Source organism: Mesorhizobium sp. M1399 (assembly GCF_040317735.1).
Classification (GTDB): Bacteria; Pseudomonadota; Alphaproteobacteria; order Rhizobiales; family Rhizobiaceae; genus Mesorhizobium.
The window spans coordinates 130,564-143,580 of record NZ_JAMYKZ010000010.1; the positions used below are offsets into that span (position 1 = coordinate 130,564).

Genomic DNA, 13,017 nt, shown 5'->3' on the forward strand with positions numbered 1-13,017 from the left:
CGCCTTCCCTTCTCCCCTTGTGGGAGAAGGTGGCCGAGCGAAGCTCGGTCGGATGAGGGGTGCCGGAAGGATCGCTAGCCTGGAGACGTAAGTGCTTCAAATTGCCTAGATTTCCACCGCCGAGTTTCTTCCAGCACCCCTCATCCGTCTCGGCGCTGCGCGCCGATCCACCTTCTCCCACAGGGGGAGAAGCGAATGCGCGCTACACCGGCCGATAAACCTTCTCCGCCGTGTTCCAGAAGATGTCGGCCTCTGCCGCCGCGCCGTGCTTGCCCACCGCTTCCCTGTGCGCCCTGATCAGCTCGGCGTGGCTGGTCCACAGTTTCTCGATCGGGAAGTTCGATCCGAACATCAAATGATTGCTGCCGAGGATGTCGATGGCGGCGTCGACGATATAGCTGATCAGCGCCGGGTCGTTGCGGTGGACGAAGGTGCCGAGGCCGGACAGTTTTGCATAGAGGTTGGGGGCCGCTGACAGCGTGCGCAGGCCGGCTTTCCAGGCCTCGGTGGTCTCCGGCTCCATGTCGGTCAGCATGCCGGCGTGGGTGAGGATGAAATTGGTCTCGGGGTTCTCGCCGACAAGCGTCAGCCCGTCCTTCATCTGGGCGGGGAAAAGCTGCAGGTCGAAGGACAAGCCGTAGTCCTTCAGACGCGCCACATTGGCCCGCACCTTCGGGTCGATGACCTGATCGGCCGAGGCAGCGAAGCGGAAGGCCGGCATTTCGTGCCAGTGCAGCTGCATGCGCACGCCGCGCAGCAGGGGGTATTTGATCAGCCGGTCGATCTGGGAACGCACGTCGTCCACGGTCATGTCGGCATAGCCGACGATGGCGTGCGGCCAGCCGGTTTCTTCCGCGGTTTTCTGCAGGAAGGCGACCTCATTCTCGAAATCCTCCTTGGCCCAGTTGGTCTGGACATAGACCGCCTTCTCGACGCCCGAGCCTTGCTGGTCGGCGAGGAATTCCCCGATAGGATAGTCGCGGCGGATCGGCTCATATGGTCCGAAGATGCGCGGCACCATCGGCCCGACCAGCCAGGGCTGGTCCTTTTGGCGCCAGATGTGGAAATGCGCGTCGATCGCCTTCTGCATCACGAAACCCTCCTCCAGATTGCCGCGGCCGCCGGGGCTGGGCGGGCGAGCGACAGGATGAAATCGGTGAGGCCGGCGATCGACGAACCGTCGACCAGGTCGTCGAGCACTGGCAGGATGGCGCGAAGCGCTGCCGTCGCCGGCCGAAAGCGTGGATCGCCGGCCAACGGCGTCGCCAGCGAAAGCCGAAAAGCGCGGGCGCTCAGCCGGCGCATCGCCGTCTCCAGCTCGGCATGATCGCCGCGCTCCAGCGCATCCGACAGGATGACGATCGCCGCCCCGCGCGCAAAGGCCGAAAAACGCGGCACCGAGAGGAAGGCAAGCAGTGTCGGTCCCATGCGGGTGCCGCCGTCCCAGTCGTCGACCTGGGCAGCGGCGCGGGCCAGCGCCTGGTCGCGGTCGCGAATGCGCAGCGCCGAGGTGATACGGGTCAGTCGTGTGCCGAAAGTGAAGACCTCCGCCCGGTCGGCGCCTTGCACGGCCGCATGCGCCAGCTTGAGATAGTCTGAGGTGTAGAGTTTCATCGAGCCCGACACGTCGATCAGGATGAGTAGCTTGCGTGGCACTGTCTGCCGCCGGCGCAGCAGCGGCGAGGGGATATCGCCGTCGGCACTGACGATTTCGCGCAGCGAGCGGCGCAGGTCGAGCTTGCCGCGCGCATGCGTGCGCACCGTGCGGAAGGAGCGGCGGGCGGGCAAAGCGGTGGCGAGCTTGCGGCGGAAGGCGGCAAGCCCGTCGCTATCGCGGCTGAATTCGCGGACGCTCAACTGTTCGCTGGCCGAAGACAGTTCGCCGCCTTGCTCCTGGCGGACCACCTCGATTTCTTGTTCGCTGGTTTCGCCGTCATCCTTGATGCGGGTTTCCTCGTCGGCCTCGCCTCCGACCACTGCCGCGGTGCTGCCATAGAAATGGCTCCGAAAATGCGCCTCGAATTCGTCGCGGCGGTCGGGCGGCGGCGCCAGCGTGGCGAGCGCCGCTTCGCGGATGTCGGCCATCGAGCGCGGCCCAAGCAGCGTCACCGCTTGCATGAAGCCGGAGACCTGCTCGGGCGCCACTGAAAAGCCATAGCGGCGCAGCAGCCGGCCGAAGCCGAGGAAGGGCGTCGCCCCTCGAGGCAGAGCCGCGGGGCTCACGCCAGCGCCTCCTCGACAATCTTGCCGAGCTCGGGCGCGATGCAGGAAAGGTCCTCCTCGTCCTTGATCAGCACGCCAATGGCGCGGCGAAACGCTTCCGGCCACGGACTGCCGCCTTTTTCGAGGATCGTCGCGGCGTTCGCCCATTCGACCGCTTCGGCGATGCCGGGCGGCTTCGCCAGCGGGCGGGCGCGAATGTCGCGCACTGCGGCAGCCACGGCGCGCGCCGTGGCCTCGGCGACGTCGCCGGCGCGCAGCATGATGATCTCGGCTTCGCGCCCGGCGTCGGGATAGGTGATCCAGTGGTAGACGCAGCGCCGCCGCAGCGCTTCGGCAAGCTCACGGGTGCGGTTCGAGGTCAGGATGACGATCGGCTGCGCAGTCGCGCGAATGGTGCCGCGCTCGGGAATGCTGATCTGGAAATCGGACAGGAACTCCAGCAGCAGCGCTTCGAATTCATGGTCGGAACGGTCGATTTCGTCGACCAGCAGCACGCGCTTTTCCGGCGCTTTCAGCACCTGCAGCAGCGGCCGCGCGATGAGAAAGCGGTCGTCGTAGATGTCGACCTCGTGCTCACCGGCATGGCGGATGGCGAGCAACTGGCGCTGGTAATTCCATTCGTAGAGCGCATGTGCGGCGTCGATGCCCTCGTAGCATTGCAGCCGCACCAGGTCGCGCCCGAGCACCTCGGCAATCGCCTTCGCAGCTTCCGTCTTGCCGACGCCGGGTGCGCCTTCGAGCAGCAGCGGCTTTCCCAGCCTGATCGCCAGGAAGATGGCGGTGGCCAGGCTTTCATCGGCGAGATAGCGCGAGGCGGCGAGGCGCGACGCCACCGCCTCAGGCGAGGTCGCGACTGTCTCAGCGCTTCTCTTGGGCATTTTCAGCACTCAGTTCGGGGCTTGCGCCTTCAGCGCCCGCAGGATGCGCTCCGGCGTGATCGGCAGCGTATCGATGCGCACACCGACAGCGTCGAAGACGGCATTGGCAACCGCCGGGATCTGCGGGTTGGCGCACATTTCGCCCGGCCCCTTGGCGCCATACGGCCCGTCCGCCGAGGGCCGTTCCAGCACGATGATCTCGGTTTGCGCGAGATCGCCAGGACCCGGCATCAGATATTGGTTGAAGTCGGTGCCGCCATGGTCGCGGTTGGGATAATAGGGCTCGGTCGTTTCGTAGAGCGCATGGCTGATGCCCATCCACGAGCCGCCAACGAGTTGCTGCTCGACCATTTTCGGGTTCAGCGCGCGGCCGATCTCAAACACGTTCTTTACCGTCAGCACGGTGACCTCGCCGGTCTCGTCGTCGACCTCGACCTCCGCCACCGTGCAGGCATGGGCGTAGCAGGTAGACGGCTTCATCGCTCCGGTCTCTTTCTCCGGATAGGAGCGGGGGATCAAAAACATGCCGCGGCCGGAAATCGAACGGCCGCGCTTGAAATGCGCCGACAGCGCGACATCGAAGATCGAGATCGATCTTTGCGGCGCGCCCTTGACCAGGATGTTGCCCTCGCCATCGGTCTCGAGGTCCGAGGCGTTTACCTCAAGTTCCTCGGCCGCCACTTCCAGCATCACCTGGCGGGCTTCCCTGGCGGCCTGGATGACCGCATTGCCGGCCCGATGCGTGCCGCGCGAGGCGAAGGTGCCCATGCAGTGCGGGCCGGTGTCGGTGTCGGCGGTGTCGACGACAACACGGTCGGTCGGTACGCCGATCGTCTCGGCGCAGATCTGTGCCATGATCTGCTTCATGCCCTGGCCCAGGTCGACGCTGGAGAGCGTGACCATGAAATTGCCGGTGGGCGTCGAATGCACCAGCGCCTGCGTCGGGTCGCCGCCGAGATTCATGCCGGTCGGATAATTGATCGCGGCGACGCCGCGTCCGCGCCTGATCGCCATCTCAAGCTCCCTTCGCGTAAGACGACATCGTCATGAACTTTTCCGCCACTGGCCAGTTGGCGGCGCGCGAGGCTTCCTGCATGCACTCGATCAGCGCCGCCCCCTCCGTCGGCTGCCGGTGTGCCTTCATGTCGCCGTCGCGGTAGGCGTTGATGAAGCGGAATTCGAGAGGGTCCATGCCGATCAGCCGGGCGAGCTTGTCCATCTGCACCTCCAGCGCGAAGTCGCCGATGGTGACGCCGAAACCGCGCATCGCCGAGGACGGGGTACGGTTGGTGTAGACGCAGTAGGTGTCGATCCAGACATTTGGGATCGTATACGGGCCAGGATAATGCCCGGCGCCCTTCTGCGCGCCGTAGGGCGAATGGCGCGAATAGGCGCCGGCATCGGTGTAGCCGGTCACTTTCCGCGCCACGATGCGGCCGTCGTTCATGACGCCGTCCTTGATGACGACCTTCTCGGCGGCGCGCGGCGAGGAGATCTGCATCTCTTCCTCGCGGCTGTAGATAAAACAAACCGGTCGTCCGGTTAGTTTGGCGCCGAGGATGGCGATCGGCTCGACGATGACGTCGACCTTGCCGCCAAAACCGCCGCCGACGGTGCCGCCGACGAAATGCAGCTTGTTGCCGGGCATCTGCAGGATGATCGAGGCGTTGTCGAGCGTAAAGAACATCGCCTGCGTGTTGGTGTAGCAGGTGAAGCGGTCATTGCCCTCGGGTGCGACGATGCAGCCGGTCGTCTCGGTCGGCGCATGCTCGATCGGCGAAGACTGATAGGTCTGTTCGAGCACGTGGTCGGCGCCAGCAAAGCCTGCCTCGACATCGCCAAAGCGCACCTTGCGGCATTCGCCGCTGTCGTAGAGGTAATAGTTCCGGCCGTGATACTCGTTGACGATCGGCGCGTCGGGCTTCAGCGCTTCCTCCATGTCGAAGACGGCCGGCAGCACCTCGTAGTCGACCTTGACCTTGGCGGCGGCTTCCTGCGCGGCGCGCTCGGTCTCGGCCAGCACCGCCACCACCGCCTCGCCCTTCCAGCGCACCTTGCCGTCAGCCAGCACCGTCTCGTCCTCCGGCCCGATCTGGATCAGGATCAGGATGGTGTAGACATTGTGCGGCACATCCTTGGCGGTCAGCACCTTGACGACACCCGGATGCTTTTCCGCCTCGGACGTATCGATGCTGCGTATGCGGGCGTGATGGTGCGGGCTGCGCACCATCTTCAGGTGCAGCATGCCGGGAAAATTGCGGTCGGCGAAATAGGTGGTCTTGCCAGTGACATGGCCGGGTGAATCCGAACGCGGCCGCGGCTGGCCGATCTCGTGCAGATCGTCCTTGCGCTGGTCGGCGAAATAGCTCTTGCGGAGTTCCATTTTCTTAACTCCCTTCAAACCGCGTTCTGCGAATTGGAGCGCGCGGCGGTCAGCACCGCCTGGATGATCGGCTCGTAACCGGTGCAGCGGCAGATATTGCCCGACAGCGCCTCGACCACGTCCTCGCGGCTGGGGTTCGGCGTGTGGTCGAGCAGCACCTTGGCGGCCATGATCATGCCCGGCGTGCAGAAACCGCATTGCGTGGCGAAAGCATCGAGGAAAGCGCGTTGCAGCGGATGCAGCACGCCGCCTTCCGAAAGCCCCGACGTCGTGGTGACGGCCGCACCGTTGCAGGTCTCGGCCAACGTCAGGCAGGACAGCCTGAGCTCGCCATCGATGATGACCGTGCAGGCGCCGCAAGTGCCTTGATGGCAGCCGCCTTTTGGCGAGGTGTCGCCGATCTTGTCGCGCAGCGCGTGAAGCAGCGTCGTGCCGCTGTCGATGAACTCGGCCTTTTCGGCACCATTGAGCGTGAACTGTACCGGGACCTTCGCCATCTTTATTACTCCTTGCGCCGCAGCCAGGGCGTTCAGGCGAGCAGCAGCCGGCCGAGATGGACCGGCAGGACTTCGTTGCGATACCAGGCACTGGCGATCGGATCGGTTGGCGGCGAAGTGCCGTCGTGGGCAACGGCCAGTGCCGGTGCGATGCCGTCTGCGGTGAGTTTGCGGCCAATCAAGGCTTTCTCCGCCGCCCTGGCACGGATCGGCCGGTCGGCCATGCAGCCGAGCGCGATCCGCGCTGACGTGACAGTGCCGTCCTGTGCCTGTTCCAGCACGGTGGCGATGCTCAGCACCGCGACGCCCTTTGGCTTGACCCGCGACTGTTTCAGGAAGCGAAAACCGCCTTCCTTCGGAAGCGTGAAGCCGACCGCAGTGACGATGGCGTGATTGCTCTCGCGCTTTGCCAGAAAGGTTTCGATCGGCAGCTCGCCGTAGTCGGTGGTGACGGTTGCGTCCAACGCCAGCAGTGCAACGGTGAAATCGCCGTAAGGCGTTGGCGCGAAGAGATTGCCGCCGACCGTAGCCATGTTGCGGATCGCCGGTCCGCCGACGGCGCGCGCGGCGTGGGCCAGTGGAGCGAGATCCGGGTGACGGGCGATCGCCGCCATGGTCACCGAAGCGCCGATGCGGACCTCGCCGCCGGAAATGTGGATGATCGACAGCGCCGGTTCGGTCGACCGGATGAAACCGGAAATCGACACGTCGCCTTCGTTGGCGGCGCGCACGACCAGTGTGCCGCCACCGAGATAGCGGGTGCCGGCGGCCTTCAGCGCCGCGCCAGCGTTCTTCACCGTCGGGAAAGTCTGCAGTGCAAGCGCCATGGAACGCTCCTGGTTGTCAGCTCAATTCAGTTCAACCTTGCCGGCGAAATGGGCCTTCAGGGCGTTGAAGCCGCCCTGGAAGACGTTGGCGCCCATGCCTTCGGCCAGCTTGTCGGCTTCTTCGGGAGGGGCGTCGAAGCTGGCGGTCCATTCGGCATAGGTGCGGTCGCCGTCGGTCACCCGCCGCAACTGCAGCGTCGCCTTGTGGTTGGTAAGCGGTTGCGGCGTCTCCAGGATGGAGTAGCTGACGAGGAAATTCTCGTCGGAGAAATCGAGCAGCTTTTCGCGGAGGCGGGCGCCGCTGGCGAGCTGGAAATTGCGTACGCAGCCGATCGTGCCCGCGTCCTTGCCGTCCTCGATGTGGCTTTCGACCATGCGCGGATGCCAGGTCGGCAGACCGTTGAAGTCGCGTATGCGTGCCCAGACCTTTTCGACCGGCGCGTCGATGACGCTGGAGATGGTGACTTTCGCCATATGATCGTTCCCTTGCAAATCAGCTGCTTGGGAGGGTAGGGCGGCAGACTCGGCGGCGCTTATCAATGCGTCTTGAACGCCTATCAATTAGTCTGAAAAACGGGCGCTCAGCTGATCGCCCGCGCCGCCTCGCGGTAAAGCGTCGGCGGAACGCCGACATGGTCGCGGAAGAAGCGCGAGAAATTGCCCTGGGTGGTGAAGCCGAGATTGCAGGCGACCGAGATCAGCGGCTCCTGCGACCACTGCAATTGCCGCACCGCTTCCTCCATGCGCAGCGTGTTCCAATAGACGTTGGGCGTCAGATTGGTCTGTTCCTTGAACAGGGCGAAGAAATGCGGCCGCGACAGGCCGACGCTGCGCGCCACGTCGTCGAAGCAGATGCGCTCGCAGACATTGGCTTTCATCAGCTGGATCGCCTTGCGGACGCGAAAATCCTGCATGGTGTGGACGCGGGCGCGCACCGTCTGCGGTGCGCAGGCGTCGGCGGCATCGAGCACGCTGTCGATGAAGCGCTCGATCTCGTAATTGGCGATGTCGTCGATGCTCTCATTGTCGCTGAGATGGTCGAGAAGGTTGGCCGCTGCCTTGTGCAGCCAAGGCTCGAGCGTGATTGCCGGGGCGGAGAACAGCGGCGCGGCGGAAGGCAGCTCGCGGCGCCTTCGAGCCCAGTCCGGATCGATGTAAAAGGCGAGGAACAGGCCGGGCGTGCCGTCGCGGGACAGAGCGTGGCTGTGCGGCTGGAAGGAATTGATGCCGGCGGCGGTGCCCGGTCCAAGCCGCACCGTCTCGCGGCCGATGGTCATCTCGCCGGCCGTGCCTTCCAGCCAGATGATGATATGCGCCTCGACATGGGCATGGGTGACGAAGTCGCTGGCGACGTTCAGGACAGAAACATGTCCGAACCGGCCCCAGTAGAGCCTGATCGCTTCCGTCATGGGTATATCCTCCCGCAGGCGACTGGCCTCCCTTCGCCTGCTGCGAGCGATTGTGCGGCTCAGTTCGGGCTTGCGTCAAGACGGATGTGCACGCCCGGGCGCCGGCCATGCGCCGCAGCGGCGGATTTTCAGACTCGGCGATAGGAAGAAGGCGAGCGTTTCCAGGCCGGTATGGCAAGACCGGTGCGGTCGACGGCAACCGGCACTCCCTTCGAGGCTGAGCAAGGACTTTTGCCAGCGAAGCAACTTTGCCCCGCCGGCGGAAAAGTTCAGTCGTTGCGCCTGAAATTGCGGATGCGGTCGAACAGCACGGCGAGCAGGATGGCGCCGCCGATGAACACGCCTTGCCAGAAGGCATTGATGCCGAGCAGGCCGAGGCTGTTGCGGATGACCTCGATCAGCGCCGCGCCAACGACTGCGCCGAAGGCTGTGCCCATGCCGCCGGCCAGGTTGGCGCCACCGATGACGGTGGCGGCGATCACCTGAAGCTCCATGCCGTTGCCGAGATTTGTGGTGACCGCGCCCAGCCAGCCGGTCTGGATGATGCCGGCAAGGCCCGCCGCCAATGCCGAGATCATGTAGACGACAACCTTGATCTGGCGCACCGGAACGCCGGTCAGCGTCGCCGCATGCTCGTTGCCGCCGATGGCGAAGATGTGCCGGCCGAATTTCGTCCAGCGCAGCACGAAGCCGGTAATCATCGCTAGCACGATCATGTAGAGCACCGGATTGGCGATGCCGAACACCCAGGCGCCGCCGCCAAGCGCCAGCAGCTTGTCGTGGTCCGGCCCGAACTGGAAGACGACGGTGTTGTTGGAGGCGACCATGGCAAGGCTACGTGCGATCGAGAGCATGCCAAGCGTCACCACGAAGGGCGGAAAGCCGAGATAGGCGATCAGAACCCCGTTGAAGGCGCCGATGATCAGCGCCGTCGCGATCGCTGCGGCAATGCCGGTCTCGATGCCGTAGCCGGCATGCATGGTCACGGCCAGCACCATCGAGCACAGGCAAAGCACCGAGCCGACCGACAGGTCGATACCGCCGGTGATGATGACGAAGGTCATGCCGAGCGCCACGATGGCGACGAAGGTGATGTTGCGGGTGATGTTGTAGAGGTTCTTGGTCGTGGCGAAGGAATCCGTGGCCACGGACAGGAACAGGCAGGCGAGGATGACCGCGATCACCACCCAGAAGGTCTGGCTGGCAAACACCTTGCTCAGCAAGGTGTGCTGCTTGTGCGCGATCGTCTGATCAAGGGTGACTGCCATTATCGACCTTTTTTACTCATGGTTGAGGCGTCAATCATACCTGTTCGATAGCGCCGGTGATGAGCCCGGTGACTTCTTCCGGCGAACTCGATGCGATCGTCTTGTCGGCGACCTTGCGGCCGCGCCGCATGACGATGACGCGGTCGGCAACGTCAAAGACGTCGGGCATGCGGTGGCTGATCAGCACGACGGCGATGCCCTGGTCGCGCAAATGGCGGATCAGGTTCAATACCTCGGCGACCTGGCGCACCGAGATCGCCGCCGTCGGCTCGTCCATCAGCACGATCTTGGCCTGCGAAAGCATGGTGCGGGCGATCGCCACCGCTTGCCGCTGGCCGCCCGACATCTGTTTGACCAGGTCGCGCGGGCGGGTTTCGGATTTCAGCTCGGCGAAGATCTGGCCGGCACGCTTGTACATCGCGGCATAGTCGAGGATGCGAAGCGGCCCGAGGCCGCGGCGCAATTCACGGCCGAGATAGACGTTGGCGGCGGCCGTCAGATTGTTGCACAGTGCCAGGTCCTGATGGACGATTTCGATGCCATGCTGGCGCGCCTCGACCGGCTTGTGCAGGATCAGCTCTTTGCCGTCCATCTGCATCGTGCCATGGCTCGGTGGGAAATTGCCGGCGATCATCTTGACCAGGGTCGACTTGCCGGCGCCGTTGTCGCCCATCAGGCCGACAACCTGTCCGGCCTCGATCGACAACGAAACGTCGTTGACCGCCTGGATGGCGCCAAAATGCTTCGAGATGTTGGTGAGTTCGAGAACCGCCACCAGCCTTCTTGCCTCCCCGTGCTTTGCGGCCTGCGGTTCTGCCGCGGCCTTTCGCTCTCCCCAGTTCCTCCCGGAAGCAGCGATTTTGCCCATTTACGCATAAGCCACCTTGGCGTCAACCACGGCTTCTTTCGAAAAATCAGTTTTGTAGGACAAATAGCATTGACGTCGGCGACAAGGCGATATTAGCTAAGTGTCGGAGGAGCTTGCGCCGATCTCCCGGGTTGCCGGAAGGAATCGGTGAAGGTTTGTCGGTCAGGGATTTGGTAACCAGCTGTATCTGTCGGTGCCGGTCTGAGACTGAATATGAAAATGCTTATCGACCTGGCTTGGCGACACGAGTGCGACGTCCTCTGTCATCTTGCTCCGGGTCGATCTGTGTGTGGCGGGCACGTGGTGTCCGTTTGTTTCAAAAGGGAGGACTGACATGAGGAAATCACTATTGCTCGCTGCCGCCGCCGTCATGGCGTTGGGTGCCGGGCCGGCTATGGCCAAGAAACAGCTCGTCATCGTCGTGAAGGGTCTCGACAATCCATTCTTCGAGGCCATCCACCAGGGTTGCGAGAAATGGAACAAGGAAAACGCCAGCTCGGAATATGAGTGCTTCTACACCGGACCGGCATCGACCTCGGACGAAGCCGGTGAAGCCCAGATCGTCCAGGACATGCTGAGCAAGCCCGACACTGTGGCGATGGCGATTTCGCCATCGAACGCGCCGCTGATCGCGCAGACGATCAAAAGCGCCAATCCGTCGATCCCGATCATGACCCTCGACGCCGACCTCAGCAAGGAAGATGCGGCGCTGCGCAAGACCTACCTCGGCACCGACAACTACCTGATGGGTCACAAGATCGGCGAATACATCAAGAAGGCCAAGCCGAATGGCGGCAAGATCTGCACCATCGAAGGCAATCCGGCGGCCGACAACATCCTGCGCCGCGCGCAGGGCATGCGTGACGCGCTTTCGGGCAAGGACGGCCTCGCCGCGCTGGCAGGCGAAGGCGGCTGGACGGAAGTTGCCGGCTGCCCGGTGTTCACCAATGACGACGGCGCCAAGGGCGTGCAGGCGATGACCGACATCCTCGCTGCCAATCCCGATCTCGACGCCTTCGGCATCATGGGCGGCTGGCCGCTGTTCGGCGCTCCGCAGCCCTACCGCGACCTGTTCAAGCCGATGGCCGACAAGATCGCCAGCAACGCCTTCGTCATCGGCGCCGCCGACACGATCGGCGACGAGGTGGCGATTGCCCGTGACGGGCTGGTGACCGCGCTGGTTGGCCAGCGGCCGTTCGAGATGGGCTACAAGGCGCCCTCGGTGATGATCGACCTGGTCGAAGGCAAGCCGGTCGCCGATCCGGTGTTCACCGGCCTCGACGAATGCACCAAGGACACGGTCGACACCTGCATCCAGAAGTAGGTTCGCAGTTTCGGGGCGCCCTTCGACGGGCGCCCCGTCACAGACCGTCCATACGAACGCACGAGGCGACGCTGCTTTGGAGCGTAGGCCGCTGCTTTGTCGTGTCCTGAGTTCAGGCTTTCGACAAGCGGCTGCCGGGGAATACGAATGCCGGACGCGACATCAAAAAAGCGACCCGCCAAGTTGAAGGCAGAGGCTGAGCGGCCGGCCGGCGTTCGGCGTGCCGACGCCGCACACTTTCCCGGATCGAGCGTGCATGCCTCGCTCGCCAACGAAATCGGGCTGAGGATCGTGCGCGGCGATTATCCGCCGGGAACCATCCTGCCCAACGAAGCCAAATGGTCGGAGACCTTCGACGTCAGCCGCTCGGCGGTGCGCGAAGCCATAAAAATGCTGATGGCCAAGAGCCTGCTTGCGTCACGTCCCAAAATCGGCAGCTGGGTCGAGCCGAAGGAGCGCTGGAACCTGCTCGATCGCGACGTGCTGGCCTGGTACGCGACCTCGCCGGACCGCGAGGTGTTCCTCCGGACGGTGCAGGAATTCCGCCACATCATCGAGCCGGAGGCCAGCGCCTTTGCCGCGATGCGGCGCACCGACGAGCAGATGGCCGAGATCAGCCAGGCCTGTCGCGAAATGGGCGAAGCGACCAACCTGCAGGAGCGAACGCGCGCCGACACGCGGTTCCACCTCGCCATCCTGCGCGCCTCGGGCAACGATCTGCTGGTGCCGCTCGGCGTGCTGATCGAATCGGCGCTCGATCACCTCTTTGTTTTCGTCACACGCGAAACCAGCGACCAGCGTCGTGCGCAGGCACTGCACGAGGCGATCGAGAAGAACATCCGCCTGCAGCGGCCCGCCGCAGCCCGTACCGCGGTGCACAGGCTTCTCGCCAACACCGACGATGTTATCGGGCGGTCGCGGCGGTGATGGTTGCACCAGGGCTGGCATTGCTCCGAACGATTGCAAAACTCGGCATTCCTTCGCGCCCCTCTCTGTCCTGCCGGACATCTCCCCCACGAGGGGGGAGATTGGATGCCACTTCGGCTTTCGCTAATCATCAACGTTAGGCAATGAGGCGGCGACCTCGGATGGGCCAGGGATTCGGACTTTTTTACCGCCGCAGCGTATTTTGTTCTTGCTTTGTGCCGGCAGCTATGCTAGTAATCTGGTTATGGTGCTGATTGGCGCCGGCGACCCGCCTACCGAGGCGGGTTTTTTGTTTTCGGCTTTGAAATTGCAGTGTTGCCGATCTGAGGTCTGAGGGACAGCACCCCCCTCTGCCCTGCCGGGCATCTCCCCCAACAAGGCAGGGCAAATCGCGTAAGGAGTCCCCCTCATCC

The 13,017-nt window shown here is 64.0% G+C and carries 13 protein-coding genes; 2 read left to right on the forward strand and 11 right to left on the reverse strand.

Annotated features, from left to right (window positions below; translation table 11 throughout):
- Positions 1–202: 202 nt before the first annotated feature.
- The 11 genes from NKH05_RS18990 to NKH05_RS19040 form a co-directional block, all read right to left on the reverse strand.
- Positions 203–1,090 carry an amidohydrolase family protein gene (locus NKH05_RS18990; protein WP_352481707.1) on the reverse strand — a complete coding sequence of 296 codons (888 nt, stop codon included), beginning with the start codon at positions 1,088–1,090 and terminating at the stop codon, positions 203–205.
- The gene (locus NKH05_RS18995) at positions 1,090–2,223 is read right to left on the reverse strand and encodes a vWA domain-containing protein (RefSeq protein ID WP_352495770.1); all 1,134 of its coding nucleotides are present in this window, start codon (positions 2,221–2,223) and stop codon (positions 1,090–1,092) included. Before NKH05_RS18995 ends, NKH05_RS18990 begins: the two co-directional genes overlap by 1 nt.
- Complete coding sequence (locus NKH05_RS19000; protein ID WP_352495771.1) at positions 2,220–3,101, reverse strand: AAA family ATPase; 882 nt, start codon at positions 3,099–3,101, stop codon at positions 2,220–2,222. Before NKH05_RS19000 ends, NKH05_RS18995 begins: the two co-directional genes overlap by 4 nt.
- Before the next feature lie 9 nt (positions 3,102–3,110).
- A complete protein-coding gene (locus NKH05_RS19005) occupies positions 3,111–4,115 on the reverse strand; it encodes a xanthine dehydrogenase family protein molybdopterin-binding subunit (protein ID WP_023721264.1) in 1,005 nt (334 codons plus the stop codon).
- 1 nt (position 4,116) lies between these two features.
- Positions 4,117–5,484, reverse strand: coding sequence for a xanthine dehydrogenase family protein molybdopterin-binding subunit (locus NKH05_RS19010; RefSeq protein WP_352855160.1), 1,368 nt, complete (start codon positions 5,482–5,484; stop codon positions 4,117–4,119).
- A 14-nt stretch (positions 5,485–5,498) separates the two neighbouring features.
- Positions 5,499–5,981, reverse strand: a complete 483-nt coding sequence (locus NKH05_RS19015; protein WP_352481581.1) for a (2Fe-2S)-binding protein — start codon at positions 5,979–5,981, stop codon at positions 5,499–5,501.
- A 32-nt stretch (positions 5,982–6,013) separates the two neighbouring features.
- Entirely contained in the window at positions 6,014–6,808 is a 795-nt protein-coding gene (locus tag NKH05_RS19020; protein WP_352788607.1) for an FAD binding domain-containing protein, read from the reverse strand.
- Positions 6,809–6,829: 21 nt separating this feature from the next.
- On the reverse strand, positions 6,830–7,282 hold the full coding sequence (locus NKH05_RS19025) for an SRPBCC family protein (protein WP_352481579.1): 453 nt from the start codon (positions 7,280–7,282) through the stop codon (positions 6,830–6,832).
- A 107-nt stretch (positions 7,283–7,389) separates the two neighbouring features.
- Positions 7,390–8,217 (reverse strand): AraC family transcriptional regulator, encoded by an 828-nt coding sequence (locus NKH05_RS19030; protein WP_352641216.1) that lies wholly within the window; start codon positions 8,215–8,217, stop codon positions 7,390–7,392.
- Between the two features lie 269 nt (positions 8,218–8,486).
- Entirely contained in the window at positions 8,487–9,485 is a 999-nt protein-coding gene (locus NKH05_RS19035) for an ABC transporter permease (protein WP_023721258.1), read from the reverse strand.
- A 34-nt stretch (positions 9,486–9,519) separates the two neighbouring features.
- Positions 9,520–10,260: an ATP-binding cassette domain-containing protein gene (locus tag NKH05_RS19040; protein WP_023675804.1), complete on the reverse strand. Its 741-nt coding sequence runs from the start codon at positions 10,258–10,260 to the stop codon at positions 9,520–9,522.
- Between the two features lie 427 nt (positions 10,261–10,687).
- On the opposite strand from NKH05_RS19040, the gene NKH05_RS19045 reads away from it, so the two are divergent.
- Both NKH05_RS19045 and NKH05_RS19050 read left to right on the forward strand, forming a co-directional pair.
- The gene (locus tag NKH05_RS19045) at positions 10,688–11,677 is read left to right on the forward strand and encodes a sugar-binding protein (RefSeq protein ID WP_023721257.1); all 990 of its coding nucleotides are present in this window, start codon (positions 10,688–10,690) and stop codon (positions 11,675–11,677) included.
- Positions 11,678–11,824: 147 nt separating this feature from the next.
- Positions 11,825–12,604, forward strand: a complete 780-nt coding sequence (locus NKH05_RS19050; RefSeq protein ID WP_353025884.1) for a FadR/GntR family transcriptional regulator — start codon at positions 11,825–11,827, stop codon at positions 12,602–12,604.
- The last annotated feature ends 413 nt before the right edge of the window (positions 12,605–13,017 follow it).

Excerpts from the sequence above, each read along its gene's own strand:
- NKH05_RS19010 (WP_352855160.1), bottom strand. The coding sequence starts at position 5,484 with ATGGAACTCCGCAAGAGCTATTTCGCCGACCAGCGCAAGGACGATCTG.
- NKH05_RS19025 (WP_352481579.1), bottom strand. The coding sequence starts at position 7,282 with ATGGCGAAAGTCACCATCTCCAGCGTCATCGACGCGCCGGTCGAAAAG.
- NKH05_RS19000 (WP_352495771.1), bottom strand. The coding sequence starts at position 3,101 with ATGCCCAAGAGAAGCGCTGAGACAGTCGCGACCTCGCCTGAGGCGGTG.
- NKH05_RS19050 (WP_353025884.1), top strand. The coding sequence starts at position 11,825 with ATGCCGGACGCGACATCAAAAAAGCGACCCGCCAAGTTGAAGGCAGAG.
- NKH05_RS19045 (WP_023721257.1), top strand. The coding sequence starts at position 10,688 with ATGAGGAAATCACTATTGCTCGCTGCCGCCGCCGTCATGGCGTTGGGT.
- NKH05_RS19005 (WP_023721264.1), bottom strand. The coding sequence starts at position 4,115 with ATGGCGATCAGGCGCGGACGCGGCGTCGCCGCGATCAATTATCCGACC.
- NKH05_RS19035 (WP_023721258.1), bottom strand. The coding sequence starts at position 9,485 with ATGGCAGTCACCCTTGATCAGACGATCGCGCACAAGCAGCACACCTTG.
- NKH05_RS18990 (WP_352481707.1), bottom strand. The coding sequence starts at position 1,090 with ATGCAGAAGGCGATCGACGCGCATTTCCACATCTGGCGCCAAAAGGAC.
- NKH05_RS19015 (WP_352481581.1), bottom strand. The coding sequence starts at position 5,981 with ATGGCGAAGGTCCCGGTACAGTTCACGCTCAATGGTGCCGAAAAGGCC.
- NKH05_RS19030 (WP_352641216.1), bottom strand. The coding sequence starts at position 8,217 with ATGACGGAAGCGATCAGGCTCTACTGGGGCCGGTTCGGACATGTTTCT.
- NKH05_RS19020 (WP_352788607.1), bottom strand. The coding sequence starts at position 6,808 with ATGGCGCTTGCACTGCAGACTTTCCCGACGGTGAAGAACGCTGGCGCG.